Origin of the sequence: Streptomyces sp. UG1 (assembly GCF_049974585.1) — a bacterium.
Lineage (GTDB): Bacteria > Actinomycetota > Actinomycetes > Streptomycetales > Streptomycetaceae > Streptomyces.
Map to the genome: position 1 here is coordinate 1 of NZ_JBNGGG010000037.1, position 23182 is coordinate 23182.

Annotated in this window: 18 protein-coding genes; 11 read left to right on the plus strand and 7 right to left on the minus strand. The window is 70.7% G+C overall.

Annotation, left to right across the window (positions count from 1 at the left end):
• Window positions 1-167 precede the first annotated feature (167 nt).
• Both ACP4J3_RS35000 and ACP4J3_RS35005 read left to right on the plus strand, forming a co-directional pair.
• The gene (locus ACP4J3_RS35000; protein ID WP_426540332.1) at window positions 168-842 is read left to right on the plus strand and encodes a hypothetical protein; all 675 of its coding nucleotides are present in this window, start codon (window positions 168-170) and stop codon (window positions 840-842) included.
• The gene (locus ACP4J3_RS35005) at window positions 839-1384 is read left to right on the plus strand and encodes a GNAT family N-acetyltransferase (protein ID WP_426540333.1); all 546 of its coding nucleotides are present in this window, start codon (window positions 839-841) and stop codon (window positions 1382-1384) included. Before ACP4J3_RS35000 ends, ACP4J3_RS35005 begins: the two co-directional genes overlap by 4 nt.
• Window positions 1385-1537: 153 nt before the next feature.
• Here ACP4J3_RS35005 and ACP4J3_RS35010 read toward each other — a convergent pair whose 3' ends face one another.
• Together ACP4J3_RS35010 and ACP4J3_RS35015 are read right to left on the minus strand one after the other, a co-directional pair.
• On the minus strand, window positions 1538-3049 hold the full coding sequence (locus ACP4J3_RS35010) for an AAA family ATPase (protein ID WP_426540334.1): 1512 nt from the start codon (window positions 3047-3049) through the stop codon (window positions 1538-1540).
• A 59-nt stretch (window positions 3050-3108) separates the two neighbouring features.
• A complete protein-coding gene (locus ACP4J3_RS35015; RefSeq protein ID WP_426540335.1) occupies window positions 3109-3288 on the minus strand; it encodes a hypothetical protein in 180 nt (59 codons plus the stop codon).
• Window positions 3289-3486: 198 nt separating this feature from the next.
• Here ACP4J3_RS35015 and pglX point away from each other — a divergent pair, with 198 nt between their 5' ends.
• Complete coding sequence (pglX, locus tag ACP4J3_RS35020; protein WP_426540336.1) at window positions 3487-7014, plus strand: BREX-2 system adenine-specific DNA-methyltransferase PglX; 3528 nt, start codon at window positions 3487-3489, stop codon at window positions 7012-7014.
• Here the strand turns inward: pglX and ACP4J3_RS35025 are convergent.
• Together ACP4J3_RS35025 and thrS are read right to left on the minus strand one after the other, a co-directional pair.
• Window positions 7011-8000, minus strand: coding sequence for a nucleoside hydrolase (locus tag ACP4J3_RS35025; RefSeq protein ID WP_426540337.1), 990 nt, complete (start codon window positions 7998-8000; stop codon window positions 7011-7013). The genes pglX and ACP4J3_RS35025 overlap by 4 nt on opposite strands.
• A gap of 146 nt (window positions 8001-8146) precedes the next feature.
• Complete coding sequence (thrS, locus tag ACP4J3_RS35030) at window positions 8147-9412, minus strand: threonine--tRNA ligase (protein ID WP_426540338.1); 1266 nt, start codon at window positions 9410-9412, stop codon at window positions 8147-8149.
• Between the two features lie 668 nt (window positions 9413-10080).
• Here thrS and iscB point away from each other — a divergent pair.
• The 7 genes from iscB to ACP4J3_RS35065 all read left to right on the plus strand — a co-directional run bounded on the left by iscB (window position 10081) and on the right by ACP4J3_RS35065 (window position 16530).
• Entirely contained in the window at window positions 10081-11382 is a 1302-nt protein-coding gene (gene iscB, locus ACP4J3_RS35035) for an RNA-guided endonuclease IscB (protein ID WP_426540440.1), read from the plus strand.
• 26 nt (window positions 11383-11408) lie between these two features.
• Complete coding sequence (locus ACP4J3_RS35040) at window positions 11409-11951, plus strand: Uma2 family endonuclease (protein WP_426540339.1); 543 nt, start codon at window positions 11409-11411, stop codon at window positions 11949-11951.
• Between the two features lie 239 nt (window positions 11952-12190).
• Window positions 12191-13540 carry a tetratricopeptide repeat protein gene (locus tag ACP4J3_RS35045; protein WP_426540340.1) on the plus strand — a complete coding sequence of 450 codons (1350 nt, stop codon included), beginning with the start codon at window positions 12191-12193 and terminating at the stop codon, window positions 13538-13540.
• Between the two features lie 65 nt (window positions 13541-13605).
• On the plus strand, window positions 13606-14625 hold the full coding sequence (locus ACP4J3_RS35050; protein WP_426540341.1) for a permease: 1020 nt from the start codon (window positions 13606-13608) through the stop codon (window positions 14623-14625).
• A complete protein-coding gene (locus tag ACP4J3_RS35055) occupies window positions 14622-15353 on the plus strand; it encodes a TIGR03943 family putative permease subunit (RefSeq protein WP_426540441.1) in 732 nt (243 codons plus the stop codon). The genes ACP4J3_RS35050 and ACP4J3_RS35055 overlap by 4 nt, the downstream gene beginning before the upstream one ends.
• Window positions 15354-15511: 158 nt before the next feature.
• Complete coding sequence (locus tag ACP4J3_RS35060; RefSeq protein WP_426540342.1) at window positions 15512-16240, plus strand: GAF and ANTAR domain-containing protein; 729 nt, start codon at window positions 15512-15514, stop codon at window positions 16238-16240.
• A gap of 11 nt (window positions 16241-16251) precedes the next feature.
• A complete protein-coding gene (locus ACP4J3_RS35065) occupies window positions 16252-16530 on the plus strand; it encodes a ribosomal protein L7/L12 (RefSeq protein ID WP_426540343.1) in 279 nt (92 codons plus the stop codon).
• A gap of 7 nt (window positions 16531-16537) precedes the next feature.
• Here ACP4J3_RS35065 and ACP4J3_RS35070 read toward each other — a convergent pair whose 3' ends face one another.
• The 3 genes from ACP4J3_RS35070 to ACP4J3_RS35080 form a co-directional block, all read right to left on the minus strand.
• A complete protein-coding gene (locus tag ACP4J3_RS35070; RefSeq protein WP_426540344.1) occupies window positions 16538-17317 on the minus strand; it encodes a hypothetical protein in 780 nt (259 codons plus the stop codon).
• A gap of 108 nt (window positions 17318-17425) precedes the next feature.
• A complete protein-coding gene (locus ACP4J3_RS35075; protein WP_426540345.1) occupies window positions 17426-18001 on the minus strand; it encodes a hypothetical protein in 576 nt (191 codons plus the stop codon).
• Between the two features lie 125 nt (window positions 18002-18126).
• On the minus strand, window positions 18127-21903 hold the full coding sequence (locus ACP4J3_RS35080) for a hypothetical protein (protein WP_426540346.1): 3777 nt from the start codon (window positions 21901-21903) through the stop codon (window positions 18127-18129).
• A gap of 279 nt (window positions 21904-22182) precedes the next feature.
• Here ACP4J3_RS35080 and ACP4J3_RS35085 point away from each other — a divergent pair, with 279 nt between their 5' ends.
• Window positions 22183-23157, plus strand: a complete 975-nt coding sequence (locus tag ACP4J3_RS35085; RefSeq protein ID WP_426540347.1) for a ribosome-inactivating family protein — start codon at window positions 22183-22185, stop codon at window positions 23155-23157.
• Window positions 23158-23182 lie beyond the last annotated feature (25 nt).

Genomic DNA, 23182 nt, shown 5'->3' on the forward strand with positions numbered 1-23182 from the left:
TCCGCTACGAAGCGACCGTGCTGGTCGCAGCCATCAACGAGTGGCTGTGACCAGCACTTTCACAACAGGCCCTAGTCGACGTCGCCGCCGACTACCTCACGCGGCTTCAGCGGGCCCTGAACGACTGCACGTACGGCGACCGCGTCGAGCGTGCCCTGACCCGCGCCGTGGCCGACGTCGCCGCGTGCGCGGGCCGGTCCGCGCACGACTGCGGCGACTACGCCCGCGCGGATCAGTTCCGCAACCAAGCCTTGCAGGCCGCCCTGCTGGCACGTGAGCCCCTCGCCGTGACCCGGGCATGGTCCGACCTCGCCGCCCAGGCCGAGCACGCCGGGCGCCCCGCGGAGGCCGCGCGCATCAACCGGGCCGCACTGACGGAACGGCACCTGCGTGCACAGCCGCTCATCACGGCGTTGCTGCACGCGCGGCTCGCCGACTGCCTCGCACAGACCCGGGACGCCACCGGGATGGGCCGCCAGCTCGCCGCTGCGGAACGCGCCTACGATCGCGCCGACACTGTGGGCGCCCCGAGCTGGCTGAGCTTCCTCACCCCGGCGGAGCTGACCGGGCTCGGCGCCATCGCCCACCAGAGCGCCGGCCAGTACGCACGCGCCGAGCAGCAGACCGCGCAGGCCCTCGACCTCCTCGACACGCGGTTCTCCCGTAACCGGGCCTACTACACGGTGCTGCTCGCCGAGCTCCAGCTCGCCCAGGGGCACAGGGGGCAGGCCGCAGAGACCGCCTCCACCGTGCCCGTCTCCGGAGTCGCGAGCAGCCGTATCACCGCCCGCCTCCACCGAGTGGCCAAAGCCGCCCAGCAGCAGGAAGGACGCCCCTCGTGAGCACGCCCACCCGACTCGACCTGAAGCACTACGGCCACGCCGACGCTGCCGAGATCCGTGGACTCCTCCTCGACATGCACGACGAGGTGTACCAAGGCAGTGACGACCCGCTCGCCGGGCGGGAGGAGTTCGCGAAGTTCGTCGATCACTGGTCGGCCCGCGAGGGCTTCTCGTGCGTCGTGGGCTACGACCAGGGCGAGCCGGTCGGCTACGCGTACGGCGCCCCGCTGAGCGCGGTCACCACGTGGTGGGCGAAGGTGACGCCGGCCTTGTCGGGGGAGTTCACGGCGGAGACCGGCGGGCGGACATTCGCCCTGTCCGAGCTGATGGTTCGCCGCCCATGGCGCGGCACCGGGGCGTCGAGGGCGATCCATGACGAGCTGCTGCACGGCCGGGGTGAGGAGCGGGTGACGCTCCTGGTGCACAAGGAGCACGGCAAGGTGCGGGCCATGTACGAGGGATGGGGTTACCGCACGGTCGGGGAGACGGTGCCGTTCGAGGGTGCGCCGGAGCTGTGCGCGATGGTGCTCGTCCTGCGCTGAGGCACTGTTCCCCTCACCCCGGCCGTACCAGCACGGTGCCAACGGCCAGGAAAACCGCACGTCACAGGCTCCGAAGCGGAGCCTTTATGCGATTGGACAAGGGCAAGCCGCCTTCCCGGCCTCCCAGGGCATTGCCCCCTGGAGCTGACCCAGCTACGGGAGCACCACCGTCGGCATGACACGACCGTAGAGTTCGTCGAGGCTGATCAGCAAGACACCACCTCGTTCTGCTTCGGCCCGCAAGGCATCGCTGAAGCCTGCCCCGCTGAAGCACGCCAGCCCGCATACCGTCGTGTCCATGCCCCTCTGGGTAAGGACGTCCCGGGCCCGGGCGAGCCGTTCCAGGTGGTTCATCCCCATGACGGTCCCCCACTTCGCCTCCCCGAGCAGAGCGACAGACGGCTTGGCCCCCCCGGATCCCGGTTCGACCACGGCCACGTCGACCTGGATCTGCCTCCGCGCCTTGGGGTCGGTCACCACCCCGCTTCCGACCTGCCCCAGTGACGTGCCGAGCAGAGACCGGCCCGGCCCAAGCACGTACTCGCGGCACACGGCCTCGAAATGCGGCCCCGCCACCTGAGCCGCGAACCGCTCGGCCGACTGGGCCCACACCTCCACGGCCTGGCCACTCTCCAACCGCGTCCAGGCGGGACGCATGACGGCCTCGTAGAAGTTGATCAGTGGTTCGGTGATGCGGTACTGCGACTTCCCCGCCCGGAACACATCCGCCTCGCGCGCGAGGAGGTGGCTGTCCTCAAGGACGTTGAGCGGGTGGGAGATGTCAACGGACTTACGGCCGATGTAGCCGGCGATGCCCCCGCGCGTCGTATTGCCCTGCGCCACCGCCGCGAGAACGGAGTGATAGAGCGCGGTGTCACGGATGTCTGTCTCCTCGGCAAGGAGATAGCGCGCCTCCCGGAAGAGCGGGCTGAGCGGCGAGAGGACCGTTCGGCAGATCCAGTCGTCGAAGTCGCCGGGATCCACCGGAATGTCGTCCGCCAGGAACTGACGGCGGTACGCGGGCGTGCCTCCGACCACGGCATGCAGTCGGGCCGCGAGCGCCGGTTCACCGGCGACTCCCCAGAAGTCCGCGGCTGCCCGGTATCCAAAGGGCCGGACGACGAGTTCAAGCTGAGCCCGTCCACGCAAAGGCGCGGTACTGGCCAGCAGGCCGCCCATGACCGACATCGCCGAGCCGCACAGGAGCATCCGCATGCGGCTCTCCTCCACCTGGCAGCGGTCGATCTCGCGCTGGATGAGCGACGGAAGCTCCGGGGAGACCTTCACCAGGTACGGAAACTCGTCGATGACCGCGAGGAACGGCCCGTTCCCCCGGCCGGGGGCAGCGAGGCCGAAGAGATAGGAGATCGCGTCGTCCCAGGAGGAGAAGGTGAAAGGCGCGGGAGAGCCCACGTGTTCGGCCAGAGCCGTGCTGAACTGCCGGAGGGACTCCGTCTCCGTCCCGGCCGTGGCCCCGAAGTAGAAGCCGCCGCACTGCTCGACGAGTGCTCGAAGGAGGTACGTCTTGCCCATGCGCCGCCTGCCGCTGACGATCCCGAGCATGGCATGCGGCAGGGGCCGGTTCAGGAAGGCGGTCAGCCCGTCCCACTCGGTGCCCCGGTCAAAAACGCGTGAGGGCTTGCCCAGCCCCGTCTGACGTCGCACAGCATCCTCCTTCGCTAGGGGCACACTTCTAAGGACTATACTCCTCACTCTCCTTGCGATCAGCCACTCAAGAAAATCCCCACGGTGACCCCGAGGGACGCCACACCCAGGAACGTCATTCCTCCCGCCGCAAGCGCGCCCTTGACGCGAGCCTCGACCGGACTGCCGCGCCCTGCAGCCCAGAAGACAACGGCGGCAGCACCCCCGAGAAACAGGGCGACGAGCAAGATGATCGCCACCCACACCTCCTTCAGGCCCCCGCCGCCACCCATGGGCCATCCCTTCACCTAGGACGCGGTCTGTCCGCCGTCGAGGACAGGAGCGTAGCGAGAGAGTCCAACACTCTCAAGTATTTACGACACTCTCACAGTGATAACCTCGCCGCAGAATCACAATTAGTGAGTCGAGGCGCAGTAATACCGACCAGGAAGGGCCATATGTCCGCCCACAATGTCCTGACTGAGGAACTGCGGCGACTCACGGCCGGCATCGAACGGGACCTGCACGGGCGCGCCGACACCGACCCGGCCACCGAGAAGCTGCGGGACGAGTACGAGACGGCAAGGCTTGGCGGCCTCACATCCGAGACCTGGGAGTCATGGCAGGATGCGCAGCTTTCCCGGACCGCAACGGCGTGGGTGCTCGCCACCGCCATGATCCGGTTCTGCGAGGACAACGGTCTGCTCGACCTGTCCTTCGTCACGGATACGGCGGACACCGCGGACGAGACCTTCTACGCGGCCCATCCGGGGGCATCGGCCGGCGACCTGATCGCCCACGCCGTCGACCGCCTCTGCGCGCAGCCGCCCATGGCGTCGGTGTTCGACAGGACCAGCCATCCTCTGTGGCGCATGCGGCCCAGCCACGATGCCTGCGAGGCACTGCTCTCCTTCTGGCGCCGCCGGACGCCGGACGGTGCCCTCGTGCACGACTTCGCCGACACGGCACGCTCCACCCGATTCCTGGCAGATCTGCACTCGGTGATCAACGATCGCGCGTTCAAGGCGTACGGCCAGGTCTCCACCCCACCCTTCGTCGTCAGCCTGATCCACGACCTCACGCTCGAACCTGCCCTGGCCGACCACGCATCCGACGCGGCGGGGCTGTCCGGCTTCCGGATCATCGACCCGTCCTGCGGCTCGGGCGCGTTCCTGATCGACGCCTATGAGCGACTTTTCCTGCGGTGGTCCGAGGCCAGGCCGCAGATGAGCCCGTGGCAACGTGCAGCGAGAGCCCTGCGGTCCGTGCACGGCTGCGACATCGACCCGTGCGCAGTCAGCATCACACGCTTCCGCCTGCTGCTGGCCGCCATGAACAGTACCGGAGAGCGGCGACTGGAAGACGTTCCGGACCTGCCCCTGGTGGTGGCGACAGGCGATTCACTCCTGTACGGCCGTGCCGATGCCCGCGCCGAGACGACAGCACGGTTCGATCCAGCGGACGACGTCGACGAGTACGCCACTCGTCATGGGCTTCTCCGCCCTGCCTCCTACCACGTGGTGACGACGAACCCGCCCTACATCACCGTCAAGGACAAGGCACTGTCCACGGCCTACCGGGACCTGTACGAGAGCTGTAGCGGCCCCTATCCGCTTTCGGTTCCGTTCACGGAACTCGCCTTCGGTCTCGCGCTGGCGGGGGAGAGGGCGGGCTACGTCGGCCTTCTGACGTCCAACTCCTTCATGAAGCGGGAATTCGGGCGGAACCTCATCGAACGTGTCCTGGCCGGAGTGCAGGTCTCGCACATCATCGACGCGTCCGGGGCGTACATCCCGGGACACGGCACCCCCACCGCCATTCTCGTGGGACGCAACCGCGTACCCGACCCTCGCGTACCCGTTCATGTGGTGGTTGGCCGTCAGGGCGAGCCCATAGCACCGGCGGTGCCCTCGGAAGGACACGTCTGGCGGTCGCTGCGAGAGCTGTCGTTCACGGCAGGCGCCACGCGTCAGTGGGCGGAGTCCTACCTCCAGGAACGCGAGCATCTGAGCGTCTTCCCCTGGAGTCTCACGCCGTCGGCGGCCAGAGACCTGCTGCACCGCATGGAGGCCGGCAGACGGCTCCGTGAACGAGTCGTCCGTATCGGATACGCCGCCAACACCGGGTCCGACGACCTCTTCTGCGCTACCGCCCGTGCCTTCCGACGCAGCGGCGCCGAGGAGTCCGCCACCGTCCCCGTGCTGACCGGGTCCGAGGTACGCGACTGGTCCGCGTCCCCAGCGCTCATGGCGTTCCATCCTCGCGCGGAGAACGTCCGGGAACCCGTCGACCTGCGGCTGCTTCCAGGCCATCACCGGCGCCTGTGGCCGTACCGGACGGTGCTGCGGCAGAGGCAGGGCGCGAAGAGGACGGCTCCGTGGTACGACTGGCACCAGTCCACGTCGGGATGGGACACGCATCCGTGGTCCATCGTCTTTCCCTGGGTGGCCACGCACCCTCACTTCAGCCTGCTCCGCGGCTCCGCCGTCCCGCTCAACTCCGCGCCGGTGATCAAGCTCTCGGCGAGCGACACCGAGGAGCCTCATCTCGAACTCCTCGGTGCTCTCAACAGCTCGGCCGTGTGTTTCTGGCTCAAACAGATGAGTCAGAGCAAGGGACAGCCCCGTATCGACCAGCTCCGCGGCGGTGAGGCCTGGGAGAAGATCTACGAGTTCACCTCCACCCGACTCCTCGACCTGCCGCTCCCCTCCACATTCCCGGTCGACGAGGCGAGGGAACTAGACCGTCTGGCGGCCGAGTCGAGGCACGTACTGCGGGAGATCTCCGACACGAGGACGCGGATCACCGGACAGTTCCTCGCCTCGGCTCAGTGTCGATGGTCCTCGATCCGGGCGCGGATGATCGCGATCCAGGAGGAACTCGACTGGAAGGTGTACAGCCTCTACGGGCTGCTTTCCCACGGAGAAGAGCTGCTCGCTCCGTCGAAGGACCTGCCCGAGGTCGCCCTCGGCGAGCGGGCCTTCGAGATTGCACTGGCCAGGAGGGTCGCGGCGGGCGAGGCGCAGACGGACTGGTTCCACCGCCATGGGACGGCACCTGTGCCCGAGATCCCTGACCACTGGCCCCGGACTTACCGGGATGTGGTGGAACGCCGAGTGAACGCGATCCGGGAGAACGCCTCGCTGTCGCTGCTGGAACAGCCCGAGTACAAGCGCCGCTGGTCGGCTCCCCCGTGGGACGTCATCATCAGCGAGATCCTGCGCGAACGCCTGCTGGACCACTGCGAGTCGCCCCGACTGTGGTGGGAAACATCCCCATGGGGACGGCGCGCCGTCGCCCGGACCGTTCGGGAACTGACCGAACTGCTAGGGGATGACAAGGACTTCACCGAACCAGCGGCACACTACGCGCCCGGTACGGGAGTGGCCGAAATCCTTCTGGATCTCCTCGCCGACGAGCACGTACCGCAGGCAGCCCCGCTCCGGTACAAGGCATCGGGCCTTGGCAAACGGCAGAAGTGGGAGGAACTGTGGGAGGCCCAGCGCCAGGAAGACAGAAGGGGGCCAGTCGGCTCCGACGTACGCCGTGAGCTACCCCCGCGCTTCACATCCGCGGATTTCTTCAGGCTGTCGTACTGGAAACAGCGCGGGAAGTTCGACATCCCGAACGAGCGTTTCGTCTCATTCGGGTCGACCGTCTCGCCGTTGTCGCCCACAACGCCGATCGGCTGGGCCGGCTGGAACGCTCATGAGCGGGCAGGGGTGGTCCTCGATCTCCTGGAAGCCGAGTCCCACGCCCACGCGCATCGTCCTGAGTCCGCTCTTCCGCTGCTCAGGGCGTTGGCAGACCTCCTCCTGTGGGTCACGTCGTACGACGACGGGCCCGCCCCCGGTTCGCCGCCGGACGAGAGCACGCTGAGACACGTATATGAGGAACACCTCCTCCGCCGGGGCCTCTCGGCCGAGGACGTGAGTTCCTGGCGGCCACCAGCGCCAAGACGAGGCAGGCCCCGCCGGGGCGTCTAAGGAACAGTACTGTTCCTGACCTGCTCGACCGTCGCCAAGTACAACTTCACGAACTGGTCCACGTCTACGTCCAGGGCCACATCCACCAGGTGCTGTTCGCGCACGCCCGCGTGGATCTCGGACTCGCCGGGACGGGGGCGCCGGTCGACGATCGTCTGGCCTCGGGTAGGGCCCGGAGCGAGGGAGACCTCCACGGGCAGGAGACTGGTGGAGATGCCCGCCGGGTCCACGACCGCGCAGACCGCGCCCGCGTCGCCGATGCCGCCGGCCTCGGAGTCGGGGGTGACGTCCGGTGCGGCCGGGCGGTGGGACAGGAGCTCGCCGGCGAGGCGGGTGCCGGCGTCCGTGCTCGCGCGCAGGCGCCGTACGTCCGCGCCGTCCACCACGACCTGCTGGAAGACGTCCAGGCCGTACATGGTGATCGGCACCCCAGCGGTGAGCAGGATCGCGGCCGCCTCCGGATCGTGCCAGATGTTGAACTCCGCCACCGGCGTGGCGTTGCCGCACGCCACCGCGCCGCCCATGAAGACGATCCGCTCGATGTTGCGGGTCACCTCGGGGTGAGCGCGCAGCAGCAGGGCGATGTTGGTGAGGGGCGCGGTGGGAATCAGCGTCACCGGGCGGGGGGAGGCGAGGATCTCACGGCGCAGGAGCGTGACCGCGTCCACGTCGACGGGGGCGCGCCGCGGGGCCGGCAGGCCGAGGTCGCCCATACCATCCTCGCCGTGCACATGCCGCGCGGCGCGGGCCGGTTCGATCAGCGGACGGGCCGCGCCCCGGGCGACCGGGATCTCGGGGGCGCCGGCCTGCTCCAGCACGGTCAGGGTGTTGCGGACGACGCCGTCCACATCGGTGTTCCCGGCCACACAGGTGACCGCGCGCAGATCGAGCCCCGGATGGCGTACGGCGAACAGCAGAGCCAGCGCGTCGTCCACGCCGGTGTCGCAGTCGATGATCACCGGAATTGACCGGCCGGCGTTCGTCACGGCGGGCTCCCCTCGTCACGGGTGCGGTGGCGGGCGCTACGAGAGCGACCTTACGGTGTGCTGTAGGTGGAGTGCGTCGTCGTATGGCGTCATCGCCGCGCGGTCTTGTGCGTGCGCGGCGACGACGCCATACGGCGTCTTTGCCGTCATGGGGTGTGTGCGTGGACGTCATGGGCGTCATGGGCGTCCCAGAGTCCGGGGCCGCGATCCGCCGCCCGGGCCGCGACCCTGGCCACCAGCTCCCCTCCCGGTACGGCCCCCGGCCTGCGCCCGTCCCGCAGCCGTACGGCCGCCGGCCCGCCGTCCGCCGCCGCCTCCCGCTCCCCGATGACCGCCTGGTACGGCACCAGGCGCGCCGCGCGGACGCGGGCACCCAGGGTGCCGTGCTCGGGACCGGCGAGTTCGGCGCGCAGACCCATTCGGCGGGCTCGGTGCAGCAGTTTCTCGGCCGGTCCCCGCTGTGCCTGAACCACCGGCAGGATCAGCAGTTGCACGGGCGCCAGCCAGACCGGGAAGGCGCCGCCGTGCTGCTCGATGAGATGCGCCACCGCCCGCTCGACGCTGCCGATGATGCTGCGGTGCACCATGACCGGGCGGTGCCGGGCCCCGTCGGGGCCGATGTAGTGCAGGTCGAAGCGTTCGGGCTGGTGGAAGTCGATCTGCACGGTGGACAGGGTCGCCTCGCGCCCCGCCGGGTCGGCGATCTGGACGTCGATCTTGGGACCGTAGAACGCTGCCTCGCCCTCGACCGCCTCGTACGGAACACCGGAGCCGTCCAGGACCTCCCTGAGCAGCGCGATCGCACGGCGCCACAGCGCGGGACCGGCGACGTACTTGCCGGCGTCGCCGCCCTCAACCGGGAGGGAGAGACGGTGGCGCACGGCCCCGATCCCCAGATCGGCGTAAGCGCGGGCGATGAGTTTCAGGGCGGCGCGGGCCTCGTCGACCGCCTGGTCGGGAGTGCAGAAGACATGGGCGTCGTTGAGATGGATCGCCCGGACACGGGTGAGTCCGCCCAGGACCCCCGACAGCTCGGACCGGTACATGCCACCCAACTCCGCCATGCGAAAGGGCAGTTCGCGGTAGCTATGAGCCCGGGAGCGATAGATCAGGGCGTGATGCGGGCACAGGCTCGGACGCAGCACGACCTGTTCACCGCCCAGCTCCATCGGAGGGAACATGTCGTCGCTGTAGTGCTCCCAGTGCCCGGAGATCTCGTACAGCTCCCGCTTGCCGAGCACGGGCGAGTACACATGCCGGTACCCGGCCTCGCGTTCCACCTCCCGGATGTACTCCTCCAGCACATGCCGGACGACCGCCCCGTCCGGCAGCCAGTACGGCAGTCCCGCGCCCATCAGGGGATCGGTGTCGAAAAGGTCCAGTTCGCGGCCGAGGCGGCGGTGGTCGTGCATAGCTGCTCCTCCGGTTGAGAGCCGAAGGGACGAACACCCACACGCCGAAGCCCCGGGGCACTCGCCCCGGGGCTCGGTTCTTCGCTCAGGTGTCAGCGCGCCGGGACGGGGTCCGGCGTCGTCGTGAGAGACGGGTTGGCGCGCTGCATGAGGGGACCGTAACAGCGGGTGGGTGCGGATGTCGCGGAGATTTCGACCTACGCTGCCTGGGGCACGCCGCGGAAACGTAACAGCACACTCGTTCGAGTGAACGACTCCGGATTCCCTGCGCGGGCTGCCGGTCCGCCCTGAGACGGTCGGGCTAGCGAAGGAGGTCTGCCGTTACACGCTCCCCGGCCTGCCGGGCCGGAGCTTGTCCCCCGTGAGGGGCCGAGCCCTCGTGTGACCAGCACCAGCCACACGACACGTCAAGGAGGTGACCGACGTTGGCTACGTTCCGCGTGCGACAGAAGACCGACCGGGCTGTGCTTCCTCAGCAGCTCGCTCTCGAATTCGAGTCAGCAGACAACCCCGGGAGCAGGGACGAAACGGGGCTCGAAGACCACCACGGGGTGGTATCGGGCGCGGGACATGTGCGAGAGGAGACCCGCACCGTTTCACCTGGCGGTTCGGGCGTCACCCCCAACCGCCGGGTTGGGGAGAAGGGGCGTGAGTCCCACCCGTACGTTCTGGTACTCGACAAGCACCACCATCCCTTGCAGCCCTGCACCCCCGCTCGGGCGCGCAAACTCCTCAGGAAGGGCCGCGCTGTTGTTCACCGGCATACGCCGTTCGTCATCCGGCTCACAGACCGCACCATCGCCGAGTCGGAGGTGGACGGTGTCGAGGTGGGCGTTGACCCGGGCTCCAAGCACACCGGCCTGGCCGTCTTCACCACGCAGGCCGGGGAGCGCCGAGCGAGGTTCGCCGTGCAGCTCGACCACCGAGGCGCCATCATCCGGAAGAACCGGAAGAAGCTGGGGCAGCGCGCTGCCTACCGGCGTCGCCGCCGTTCGAAGAACCTGCGTTACCGGGCCCCGCGTTTCCTCAACCGGCGCAGGCCGGACGGCTGGCTGGCCCCGAGCCTGCGGCACCGTGTCGACACCACGGTGTCGTGGATCGATCGGCTGTCGCGCTGGGCCCCGGTGCGGGCGGTGCATGTGGAGCGGGTCGCGTTCGACACTCACGCTCTGTCGGCCGGACAGCCGCTGGAGGGAGCCGAGTACCAGCAGGGCGCCCTCGCCGGGTACGAGGTCCGTGAGTACTTGCTGGCCAAGTGGGACCGCCGCCGCGCGTACTGCGGGGCTTCCGGGGTGCCGCTCAATATCGATCACATCCACCCCAGGTCACGGGGCGGCAGCGACCGTGTCAGCAACCTGTGCCTCGCCTGCGTCCCGTGCAACCGGGCCAAGTCCAACCAGTCGGTGGAGGACTTCCTCGCACAGCAGCCGAAGCTCCTCGCCCGAATCAAGGAACAGGCCAAGTCCTCCTTGCGGGACGCGGCGGCTGTCCAATCGGTGCGCTGGGCCCTCTGGAGGGCACTGGACACCCGCCTGCCCACCCACGCGGCGTCGGGGGGCCGGACAAAGTGGAACCGCACCCGCAACCACCTGCCCAAGTCGCACACGCTCGACGCGCTCAACGTCGGCAAGCTCGATGTCGTCACCGAGGTGGTCTCGAGGGTGCTTGTGGCCGGGTGCGCGGGACGCGGAACCCACTGCCGGACCCGCACCGACAAGCACGGCTTTCCCCGCCTCCACATGCCCCGGCAGAAACAACTCTTTGGCTACCAGACCGGTGACCTCGTCCGAGCCGACGTACCCGCCGGAAAGTACCGGGGAATCCACACGGGCCGCGTCATGGTCCGCTCCACCGGACGGCACCGCATCCCAACCCTGGCCGGGCCCGTGGACACCTCATACAGGAATCTCACCCTGCTCCAGCGAGCAGATGGATACGCCTACACCAGCCGGGCGGAAGGACGACTGTGATTAACGAGCCCACCCGCCCAGGCGGCGTGAGCATCGCGCAGGCCTTCGAGCTGTCCAGCGCGAAGGCTCCCGAGGGCTGGCGCGTGGAGCTGATCGAAGCGGAAATCACCTGCGTGACGCCACCCGGTGACGGGCAGCACGCGGAGATCGTGTCGGAGGTCAATCACCAGATCGTCCGGAAGGACCCCGGCGACTTCTTGTTCACCTACACCGGCATCGGCCTGAACATCCCCTGCGCCTCCGGAACCGGTCATGTCCTCCCCGACCTGACCATCGCCCCCAAGGGCAGCTTCCATGACCAGGAAGAGTGGCACGACCCGTCCGCCGTCCTCCTCGTCGCCGAGGTCACCTCCAACAGCACCGCCGCCCGCGACCGCGAAAAGAAGATGCACGGCTACGCCCGCGCCGGTATCCCTGTCTATCTGCTGATCGATCGGGAAGAGTCGGAGGTCGTCGTCTACTCCGAGCCGTCCGGTGACGAGTACACCCAGAACCCCAAGTACAAGCTCGGGCTCACCGTCCCGCTGCCCGCCCCGCTCGGTTTCGAGCTGGACACCGCCGAGTTCTGAGCCTGCCGCGCGCCTTGGTGGTGAAGGGCCGACGCCCGCGCCGGCCCCGCGTTGGCCGCCAGGATCAGCGTCGTCACGGCGACCACCGCGGCGGCGGCGCCTCGGGTGTAACGTCCGGCGGTGCTGGTGCGTTCCTGCATGGCGACCTCGCAACAGCATTGGGTTAACCATGTTTAATACGCGGTTTAACCTAGGGGCTGTCGGACGCTAACGGCAAGGGGGCCAGGGGGAGTTGAGCGATGTCGGACCGTGACGACCCGGGGACGATCGGGCGCAGAGTGCAGCAGTTGCGGGCCGATCGCGGGCTGACGCAGCGGCAGTTGGCGGAGCCGGCCTACACCCCCGCCTATATCTCCACCCTGGAGGCCGGCCGCGTCCGCGCCTCCGACGACGCGCTGCGGCATATCGCCGAACGGCTCGGCGTCGCCTTCGAGGAGCTCGCCACCGGGCGCCCCGCGCACCTTGTCACCGACCTGCGGCTGCGACTGACCGAGGCCCAGCGCGTCCTCGCCACCGGCGACGCCGAGGCCGCCGTGGAGCAGTACACCGCGCTGCTCGCGGAGGCGGAGGCGCACGGGTTCGCCGAGGAGCGGGCCGCCGCGCTGCTCGGGCTCGGCGAGTGCGGGATCGACGCGGGGGAACTCACCGCCGCCCGGGGTCACTTCGAGCGCGCCGAGCAGGTCCTCGCCGAGGCCGGCGCGCCACTGCCCGCCCGCGTCCCGGCCCTGCGCGGGCGGGCCGTGTCCCACTATCTCGCAGGGGAGCTGCGGTACGCCGTCTACCTCCTCGAATCCACCCTCGACGAGCTCAATCGCGGCGGACTGCACGACCCCGACGCCCTGCTGCTGCTCTACGCCAGCGTCATCGGCCCCTACATGGACATGGGCGCCCACGCCCGCGCCGCCCAGGCCGCCGAGTACGCCCTCGCCCTCGCCCCGCAGGCAGGCGACCCGGCCCTGGTCGCCCGCATGCACCGGTCCGTCGCGCGCACCCTGCTCGCCGAGGGCCGTGTCGCCGAGGCCGACGCCTCGCTCGCCAAGGCCGCCGAGCTGTACCGGCAACTGCAGATCCGTACCGAACTCGCCAACTGCCACTGGATGCGCGGCTACGTCTACGCCCAGAACGGCGACCTGGAGCGCGCCGAGGCCGAGCTGCGCGAGGCGCAGACCATGCTCACCGCCAAGCGCGCCGCCCTTTACACCAGCCAGGTCGCCGTCGAGCTGGCCGACGTGCTGCACCGGCGCGGCAAGTCCGAGGAGGCGGCCGGCTTACTGCACGAGGTGCTCAGCGACCTCAGCCCGGAGCGCGGCGCGCTGCACTCCGCCGCCGCCCACCGCCTCCTCGGCATCATCGCCGAGGACGCCCGTGACAGCGAGGCCGCCGAGGAGCACTACGTCCGCGCCCTGAGCCTGCTGGAGCGCGCGGGCGCGGCCGGTGACCTGGCCGACCTGTGCCGGCTGCTGGGCGATCTGCTGCGCCGCACCGGCCGGGTGGAGGCGGCGCTGGACGCGTACCGGACGGGGCTCGGGCACCGTACCGCCCCCGGCACCACCACCCTGGGGCCCGCGCCCGCGCAGCCTCCTCTGTGAGGAACCCGAACCCGAGCCCGCGCACCGCTCGGACCGGCTAGCCTTCGCAGAGATATTCGAACAGGGTGGGGACAGACACGGTGGAGAACCAGCGGACCGTGGGCGACGGGCTGCGGCTCGGCATACGTACGCTCGTGTACGCCGTGCTCGGCGGCGCCGCGCTCATCGCCATCGCCACCGTCGCCTCCGTCCTCGGGCCCATGCTCGCGCTCGGCCTCTACACCCCGGCCGTCGCCGCCTGGTGGACCGTCTTCACGGCGATCTCGGTGCAGGGCGTGCCCTTCCTGCTGCTCGGCACCGTCGTCTCGGCGGCGATCGGGGCCTTCGTGCCGGAGAAGGTCTTCAATCGGCTGCTGCCCCGGAATCAGGCGCTCGCCGTGCCCGTCGCGGGGGCGGCGGGTGTCGTCCTGCCGGGGTGTGAGTGCGCGTCCGTGCCGGTGGCCGGGAGCCTGATGCGACGCGGAGTCGCCCCGGCCGCCGCGCTCGCCTTCCTGCTCTCCGCTCCCGCCATCAACCCGGTGGTCCTGGTCGCCACGTCCGTCGCCTTTCCCGGGCAGCCCGAGATGGTGCTCGCCCGGCTCGTCGCCTCGCTGGCCACAGCGGTGGTGATGGGCTGGCTGTGGGTCCGCTTCGGCCGTGAGGAGTGGCTGCGGCCGCCCAAACGGCACGCCGATGCGACCGCCACCGGCCTGCGCGCCTTCACCGCCGGCCTGCAGCACGACTTCCTGCACGCGGGCGGCTTCCTGGTGCTGGGTGCGGCGGCCGCGGCGACCTTCAACATCGTCGTGCCGCGGTCCGTGCTCGACCTGTTCACCGGGTCGGTGTGGCTGTCGGTGCTGCTGCTGGCGGTGCTGGCGGTCGTGCTGTGCGTGTGCAGCGAGGCGGACGCGTTCGTCGCGGCCTCCCTCAGCGGCTTCTCGCCGACCGCGCGGCTGGCGTTCATGGTGGTCGGCCCGATGGTGGACCTGAAGCTGATCGCCCTCCAGGCGGGCACCTTCGGGCGGTCCTTCGCGCTTCGGTTCTCGTCCGTGACGTGGGTGGTGGCCGTGGCGAGCAGTGTGGTGGTGGGGTGGTGGCTGCTGTGAGGCGGTACGGGCCGGCGGTGCTGCTGCTCCTGACGGGCGCGGCGATCCTGCGGATATCGCTGTTCAGCGAGTTGTACCTGCGGTATGTGCAGCCGGCGCTGCGGCCGTATCTGGTGGTGTCCGGGTGCGTGCTCGTCGTGCTGGGTGCGATTGCGGCGGTCACGGGGGTCGTACGGCGGCGGGAGGGGGCGCAGGACGAAGGGCATGAGGATGCGGGTTGTCACGACCATGGCCACAGCCCTCGGATCGCCTGGCTGCTCACCCTGCCCGCCCTCGCCCTTCTGCTCTTCCCGCCCCCTGCCCTCGGCTCCTACAGCGCCGAGCGCGAGGCGGAGCGGCGTGCCGAGCAGGGTGTCGGGACCTTCCCCGCGCTGCCGGCCGGGGACCCGGTGGAGCTGACGCTGGACGAGTTCGGCTCGCGGGCGCTCTATGACAGTGGGCGGTCGCTGTCGGGCCGTACCGTGCGGCTGACCGGTTTCGTCACCCGGGACGACGACGGCACCTGGTACGTCACCCGGCTCCTCATCGCCTGCTGCGCCGCCGACGCCAGCACCAGCAAGGTCGAGATCCAGGGCGAGGTGGCTCCGCCGGTTGAGGCGTGGGTCTCCGTCACCGGTACGTGGCGGCCCAAGGGCGGGCTGGGCGCGGAGGCGGCGTGGCCGCCGGTGCTGGATGCGGTGGCGGTGCGGCGGGTTGCGGAGCCGGCTAATCCGTATGAGAAGCGGTGAGTGCCGGGGTTCGGTCGTCGGTTGGCTGCGGCGCCGTTGTGGCTGGTCGCGCAGTTCCCCGCGCCCCTTGAGGGGCGCTGTGGCCGACCGGGGTTTCGAGGTACCGGCTACGGGTAGTCGGGCGTCGGCCAGGGCGAGCGGTGAAAGAGGAGGCTGCCGTGCGGCCCAGAGACGAGCACGAGGAGCCGGCGGGGCCCGCGGACGCGATCGCCGACGGTGTGCGCGGGGCCGGGGCCGGCGAGATACCGGCGCGGCTGTGCGGTGTCGCCGTGGAGCTGCTGCCCGTGACCGGCGCGAGTGTGTCGCTGCACAGTGACGGCATGCCCGTGCAGCTCGGCGCGAGCAGTGCGCAGGCCGCGTATGTGACCGAGCTCCAGGCGACCCTCGGCGACGGCCCCTGTCAGTCCGCCGCGCAGAGCGGGGCGCCGGTGCTCGCCCGGGATCTGACGGCCGGGCAGGACGTGCAGCGCTGGCCGGTCTTCGCCCAGCAGGCCACGGCCGCCGGGGTGCGGGCGGTGTACTCGATGCCGCTCGGCAACGACACGGTGTGCGTGGGCACGCTCGACCTCTACCGCGACTCCCCCGGCGACCTCGACGACCGGGAGCTGCGCACCGCGCGGCTGATGGCCGAGATGATGACGGTGGCGCTGATGGCGCTGCCGCGCGTGGAGGACGCCGGCGAGTTGGGGGACGACCGGTGGCTGCACAGTCTCACCACCGACCATGACCAGGTCTACCAGGCCACCGGCATGATCATGGCCCAGCTCGGCGTCGCCACGGACGAGGCGCTGGCACGGCTGCGGGCGCATGCGTTCGCGCACGAGCGTACGGCGCTGGACGTGGCGCGGGACGTGGTGGCGCACCGGTTGCGGTTCGATCCCACCTAAGATCGTCGGCCATGGACATGACGGTTCTTTTCTTCGTGCTGTTCGGCGTACTGGCCCTTTTGCTGGGCGTCCAGAGCCGGTTCTCCCAGGCCGACAAGCGGGTTGCCCGGATCGAGCGCAAACTCGACCTGATCATCGACCACTTGGGGCTGCGCGAGGACGACCCCCGGATGGACGAGGTGGTGGCACTCCTGCGCGACAACAGGAAGATCCAGGCGATCAAGCTCTACCGGGAGATCACCGGGGCGGGCCTGAAGGAGGCCAAGGACGCGGTGGAGCAGCTGGCCTGACGCTACATCAGATGGAGCGCCGGCTCTGCTTCCCGGCCTCCGCCAGGCGGTGGGCGCCCACTTCGACGGCCGTCCAGGTCGCGTCGGCCGACACCTCGCCGAGGCCGCCGTTGGTGACGGTGATCGCGTCGTCGCCCACGCGGACGGCGGCGACGTCGAGGGTGAGCGTGGGCGCGTCCTCGTACTCGGAGACACCGCTGAGGACGATCCGCAGCGCCTGCCCCGCGTCCCCGACCCGCGGCATGTCCGCCTGTGTCACCTCCACGGCGAGCTGCCCGCCGCGCGCGGTGGCCGTGAACCGGCCGCACTCGTCCGGCAGACCGCCGAGCCATGCCAGCGTCCGGTCCACGTCCTCGGGGCGATGGGCCACGATCCGGTAGCGCATCTGGGCCCCGCCCCACGCGTCGTCCAGCCCGATCGACGCGCGCGTACGGGCGTCGGGGCCGAACAGCTCCTCCGCGTACAGGGCGTCGAGCAGCCGCCCGCACGCGCGCGACTCGGTGCTCGCCTTCAGCACGGTCTCCCGCCAGGTCGCGAACCCCTCGGTCGGCACCCAGGGTTCGCCGAGATCGTCCTCGGTGATCAGCGCGGCCCGCACCTGGGCCTCCGTCAGCGTGGGCGCGGCGACGGGGGCGTGCGACGCGGTGCCGGGGGAGGCGGGGGAAGCCGGGGTGCGCGGCCCCGGGCCGACCGTCCCCAGACCGGCGACGGAGCAGGCGGACGCGGTCAGCACCACGCCTGCCGAGAACGCCGAGGCGACGACTGCACGGGCCGGGGGACGTGACATCGCGGGGCCTCCTGAGCGGGCTCAAGATCGGTACGTGTTCTTAAGGCACCACTGCGGGAGTACGACCACCAGTGCGCCGGTCCGTCCGGGTGACGGGCAGCGCCTGGTTCAGCACTTCCACGTCGCCCAGTACCACTTCCCCTTCATCGTGCCGTCCGGCCAGGTCACCGGCGTCTTGATGTTGACGCCCGTCGAGCCCTGGCCCGGGTAGTACCAGAAGTAGTGGCCGTTCTTGCGCTTGCCGTAGTGGACCTCGAGCCAGCCCTGGGAGTGGCGCTCGTACGGTGCGAACCAGTAGCCGCCGGCCTCGCCGGGCGGGATGGTGCCCTTCAGGGTGGTGCTGGCGCTGGTGGTCGTGCCGGCCTTCCAGGTCTCCGACTGTGACGAGCTGGCGGACATGCCTCCTTCGAGAACGTCCGAGAAGCCTGCCGAGACCTCCACGCCCGTCGTCTGCTGGAAGGAGTACTCGGTGGTGCGGTCCACCCTGAACGTGAGGTCGAAGCCCTGGTCCCTGCTGCCCGCGCAGTTGTTGTTGTTGCAGTCCCAGATCACGTCGGGCTTGTCGTCGCCCCAGCCGGGGCTGGTGTTGGCGTTGGCGGTCCCCGTGGAGAAGGGGATCAGCGCGAGGGCGAGGGCCGGCGTCAGCATCGCCATCCGGCGACGGCCGTTCTTCAGGATCTTCATGGGGGATCTCCCGTCGGATTCCTCGACGGGTCGATCATCAAGGGGCCGGGAGTTGATCGGCCGGCCTTTCCATCAGGTCGATCAACAGCCTCTGACCAGGCGATGGCGAACCAATGCCGGACGCATCAGTCGCCGCACACCTTCCGGTACGGCACGTCACGCACGTACGTCCGCCACTGCGCCCGCGTCAGCTCGCGCGCTCCCGCCCGCGCGCACACCGACTCGACCGCCCGGGCCGGGTCGATCGGGTAGCGCTGGAGAGGCACGTGCGCGCTTCCCGCGTACACCGTGCCGCTGTCCGCGCCGAACGCCACCGTCTCGATCGTGTCGCCGGGTGTGGTCAGGAGGCCGCCGAGCGGCTGCTGGGTGGCGATGTCCCACAGCTGGAGGCTTCCCGCCTCGCCGCCCACCGCCAGCGTGCGGCCGTCGGGGCTGATGGCAAGGGCGCTGACGGCCTCGGAGGTGTCGTCGCTGACCGGGTAGGAGCCGTCGTCCGGCCCGCCGGTCTCTCCCTCCGGGACCGCGGGGAAGACGTTCGGCATGGTGCCCTCCCGCTGCCGGACCGCTGCGTCCCACAGCGCCACCCGGCCCGTCAGGTCCCCCGCCGCGAGCCGCGAACCGTCCGGGGCGAAGGCGACGGCGCCGATGTCGTCGCTCTGGACCAGGTCGCGTCCGGTGGTCTTGCCGTCCGGCAGGCTCGCCGTCCGGTTGTCGCCGGCCAGGAGCCCGCCGTCGGGGCGGACGGCCAGGTGACCGCTGGACAGGCCGGGGAGGACCGTCCGGCGGTGGCGGGCGATGTCCCAGGTCTCGTTGGTCAGCTCGCCGGTATCCGATGTGCGGGTGACATGGAGCGTGCGGGCGTCCGGGCCGAGGGCGATCGTGATCACCGCCCCGGCCGAGGTCTTCACCGCCAGGTCCAGTGTCGTGCGGGCCCGGCCCCGGGTGACGTCCCAGATCGTGAGGCGCTGCGGGGACGCCTCGTGACCGGGCGCCGTGACGCCGTACGCGAGCGCCTTGCCGTCGGGGGTGAAGGCCAGCTGGGGGAGGGTGTACTCCGGGAGCGCCGGCCGGGAGGGGTCGCGCGACACGCTGAGCGGCGGCGTGGGCGGCAGTGCCCTGAGCAGTCGTCCGTCGCGTGTGTCGCGCAGCTCGAAGCGGTAGGTGTCGCCGGTGCGTCGCGCGGTGGCGACAGTGCGGCCGTCCGGGCTGATCAGCACCTTGTCCGCGGGCTCGTCCTGCCAGGCGGACGTCACGGCCGTCGCGACGTCCAGGGCGTGGACCGTGCCGGCCTCCAGATAGCGCAGTACCGGGCGGGTGGGGTCCCAGGCCAGATCGCCGAGGTGCTGGTTGTTGGGGGAGTGCCGGAACACCGGGAAGCCGACGCCCAGCCGCCACACCCTGATCTCCTCCCCGTCGACGGTCGCCAGGAACTTCCCGTCCTTGCTGAAGGCGGCGTACCCCACTCCCGTGTGGGGGAGGTCGGGCAGCCGTTCCCCCGACCGGACGTCCCAGACCCGCACGCCGCTCGGCATCACCGCGGCGAGCCACCGTCCACCACCGCCGAGCACCAGCTGCAGGCGCTCCTCGCCGCAGACGTCGCCCACGCGTTCCCAGCGCCCGTGCACCGTGCGCCGGTCCGTGAGGTCCCGCACCTGCGGCGCGCCGCCCTCCCCGAGGGGGCAGACCGCGATCAGCCGGCCGTCCTCGCTCGGCGCCGCGGTGTCCGCCGCCTCGAACAACAGCTTCCCGTCCGCGGCCGAGTGCACCCCCGCCCGGAACTCGTCCACACCGCGCACGGCGTACGTGCTCTCGCCGAAGTCCACGACGGACGACACCGGCAGCCGGTCACCGGCCCATCGTCCGGCGGCCGTGTCCCACAGCCGCACCCCCTCGCCCCGGCCATGCCGCCCGTGGATCGCCAGCAGGCGCCCGTCCGGGCTCGCCCCGACCGCGGTGCCGGCCTGCGGCAGCCGCCCCTCGGCGATCCGCCGGTGCCGTGCCACGTCCCAGGTCCGCCAGGTGCGCCCCTCGACGCTGAGCAGGGTGCGACCGGAGTCCGTCAGACGGCGGAAGGGGCCGTCGCCCGGCGTCCGGTCGCTGAAGGTGTCCAGTTCCTGCTGGCCGAGCGAGCCCAGCAGCGCCCGCCGGGTCTCCGGCAGCTCGGACACGCGCCAGGCGGCGACGCCCAGCAGCTGTGCGGTGCGCGGGTCGGTCGTGCGCAGGCCGTCCGCGACGGCGGCGATGCGGCGGGCGGCGGCGTCGATGCGGCGGCGCTCGTTGTCCCGGCCCTGCGTCCACGCGGCCAGACCGGCGACCAGCGCCACCACGAGGACCGCCGCCAGTGCGCCCGTCCCCGCCCGTGCCCGGCGCGTGGAGCGGGCGGCGGCCCGGCGTTCCGCCTCCCGGGCGGCCAGCGCGGCGGAGAGGAACTCGCGTTCCGGCACGGTCAGGGAGTAGTCGTGCTCATGGTCGGGGAACAGCTCCTCCGCACGGTCCAGGCGGGTGCCCCGGTACAGGGCGCCGGGGTCGCGCTCGTGCTCCAGCCAGATGCGGGCGGCATCGGTCAGCGCGCGGTGGTGGCGCAGCCGCTCGCGGTCCTCCTCGATCCAGCCGCGCAGCCGCGGCCAGCAGGTGATCAGCGCCTCGTGGGCGAGCTGGACGGCGTCCTCGTCCACGGTCAGCAGCCGGGCGCGGGCCAGCCGCTCCACCACCACGGGCACGTGGGTGCACGCCCACACGTCGCGCTCGGCCCGGGTCAGCGGGCGCCGGGTGTCGGGGGTGCCCTGGCCGGGCTCGACCATCCGCAGCAGCAGCCGCCGGGCGGCGTCTGCCTGCTCCCCGGTGAGTTGCCCGTACGCCTCCTCGGCGCTCGCCGCGATGGCGCCGCGCACGCCCCCGGCCGCCTCGTATGCGGCCAGGGTGAGCACCCGGCCCTTGCGTCGCCGCCAGGTCTCCAGCAGGGCGTGCGAGAGCATCGGCAGGCCGCCGGGCTCGTCAAGGACCTCGTCCACGATCCGCGCGGTCAGCTCACGCTCCACCAGGAGCCCGACCTCCTGCGCCGGCTTGACGACCGCCTCCCGCAGCTCCTCCGCGGTCATCGGACCGACCAGCAGCCCGGCGCCGCACAGCGTGTCCGCCAGGCCGCGGTGCTCGCCGCAGCGGGGGTAGAAGTCGGCGCGTACGGCGATGAGCACACGCAGCCGGCTGTCAGGGTCGCGGGCGGCGAGCAGCAGGTCGATGAACCGGGCCCGCTCCGCCCGGTCCCGGCACAGGGTGAAAACCTCCTCGAACTGGTCGACGACCACCCAGCTCTCGGGCTCGTCCGCCGCCGGGGTCAGCAGATGGCCGTACGTGGCGGCCGGCCGGTCGCCGGGGGTCAGCACCCGCAGCACAGCCGGACGCCCCCGCTCCGCGATCTCCTCCTGGAGCCGGGGTATCAGTCCGGCCCGCAGCAGCGAGGACTTCCCACTCCCGGAGGCGCCGAACACCGCGGCGAACCGATGCCCGCACACCAGCTCCAGCAGGTCCTCCGTCAGGCGGTCCCGGCCGAAGAACAGCCCCTGGTCGGCCGGCTCGAACCGGGACAGGCCCCGGTACGGCGGCGCCGCCTCCTCGTCGTCCTCGCGGACCTCCCCCGCCACCTCCGCCTCGGCGTCCTTCCACCGCGGCTCCCACTCGTCCGGGTCGCCGCCGCAGGCCCGCACATAGCCCTGGACGACGGCGAGGGACGGCAGCCGTTCACCGGCCGCGGCCTGCGACAGCGTTGTCGCGGAGAAGCCCGCCGCCTCGGCCATCTTCCGGTACGAGGGGCTCCCCGCGGCCTTGCGCAGCTCCCGCAGCTCGTGCGCGAGCCGCGACACGGGACCGGCCGTCGGGTCCAGCGGTCTTTCCGGGCGCCCCATGCGCACACCTCCGTATGACCGGCGAAAGGGACATCGAGCGCGACGAACGTACAAGCCGCCGGGTGACGACAAGGTGGCCAACGGGTGACGTACGGGCGATGCAGCATGTGACGTCCATCAAGCCTCCTTCCGCCCACGAGATTGATTGACCTGACAAAAGGGACGTGGCAATCAACGTTCCGGTTGCGAGCGTCGAGGGAGCAAGGCCGCGAACGCCGCCGATGGTACGGGGGCGGGCTGCGGGCAGTTCCTTCCCTTCGACCCGAACGAAAGACGCATATGAGCACCGACCTCGTCGCCGGTCCGTCCCCACTCAGCAGACACAAGAGGCTGACTTCGTCCGTCATCGCCGCCGTCCTTGGCGCGCTGTTCCTCACTCTGCTCGGTCCGCTCGGAAACGCGTCGAAGGCATACGCCGCCGACGGCAACCCCACCTACCAGATCGGCATCGGCGGATCAGAGACCGCCGGACAAGATGCGTACGAACGCTTCCTCGACGCGGTAGCCGACCGAGCCGCAAGCGGCAGCAGCGACGTGCCGAGAACCACTTCCGAAGTCGCCCACACCGATCCCAGTAGCTCCAGCTTCTTCCAGGTGGACGTCCAGGCGTGGGGCAGTGACACGTTCGTGCGTCTGAACATCCGCCGCTCGGACATGTACATCATGGGCTGGTGGACGGGCAGCAACGTCTACAACTACGTCGGCTCGCGGGGGACTGACCGCAACGGGCGGCCGCTGCCGCCGCCGGGCAGCGAGTCCGGGCGGTGGACGACCCAAGGGTGGCTGGCGGCCGACAGCACGTGGCAGCTCCCCGGAGCCGGGGAGGGCTACGACAGCCTCCAGAGGGCCGCGAACACCGCCCGTACGGACATCACGTTCAGCAGGGAGAACGTCAACACGGCGGTCTGGGACCTCTACAACGCCAGGGACCCCAGGCAGATGGCACGCGCGTTCCTCGTCATGACGCAGTTCGTCGCGGAAGCGGCCCGGTTCCGGCCGATCGGCCGTGACATCGGCATGGTCATGGACGGCGGCGAGTTGCGCCTCCCCAGGGACTTCGTCGAGCAGGAGAACTCGTGGGACGCCCTGAGCCGCCGGTTCAACGACCTGCTCCGCAACCACGCGCCGGGCTACGTCGACCCGAGTCCCCTGTGGGGCTACCGCTCAGGCCAGTTCGGCGAGTCGGTGCCCTTCCGCATCCTCACGGCGATCATGTACGCCGACTACGTCCTGCACACGTCGAAGGGCCGCTGACCCCCACAGGAGTCTGATCCACCGC

Excerpts from the sequence above, each read along its gene's own strand:
- pglX (WP_426540336.1), top strand. The coding sequence starts at position 3,487 with ATGTCCGCCCACAATGTCCTGACTGAGGAACTGCGGCGACTCACGGCC.
- thrS (WP_426540338.1), bottom strand. The coding sequence starts at position 9,412 with ATGCACGACCACCGCCGCCTCGGCCGCGAACTGGACCTTTTCGACACC.
- ACP4J3_RS35045 (WP_426540340.1), top strand. The coding sequence starts at position 12,191 with ATGTCGGACCGTGACGACCCGGGGACGATCGGGCGCAGAGTGCAGCAG.
- ACP4J3_RS35065 (WP_426540343.1), top strand. The coding sequence starts at position 16,252 with ATGGACATGACGGTTCTTTTCTTCGTGCTGTTCGGCGTACTGGCCCTT.
- ACP4J3_RS35070 (WP_426540344.1), bottom strand. The coding sequence starts at position 17,317 with ATGTCACGTCCCCCGGCCCGTGCAGTCGTCGCCTCGGCGTTCTCGGCA.
- ACP4J3_RS35075 (WP_426540345.1), bottom strand. The coding sequence starts at position 18,001 with ATGAAGATCCTGAAGAACGGCCGTCGCCGGATGGCGATGCTGACGCCG.
- ACP4J3_RS35080 (WP_426540346.1), bottom strand. The coding sequence starts at position 21,903 with ATGGGGCGCCCGGAAAGACCGCTGGACCCGACGGCCGGTCCCGTGTCG.
- ACP4J3_RS35085 (WP_426540347.1), top strand. The coding sequence starts at position 22,183 with ATGAGCACCGACCTCGTCGCCGGTCCGTCCCCACTCAGCAGACACAAG.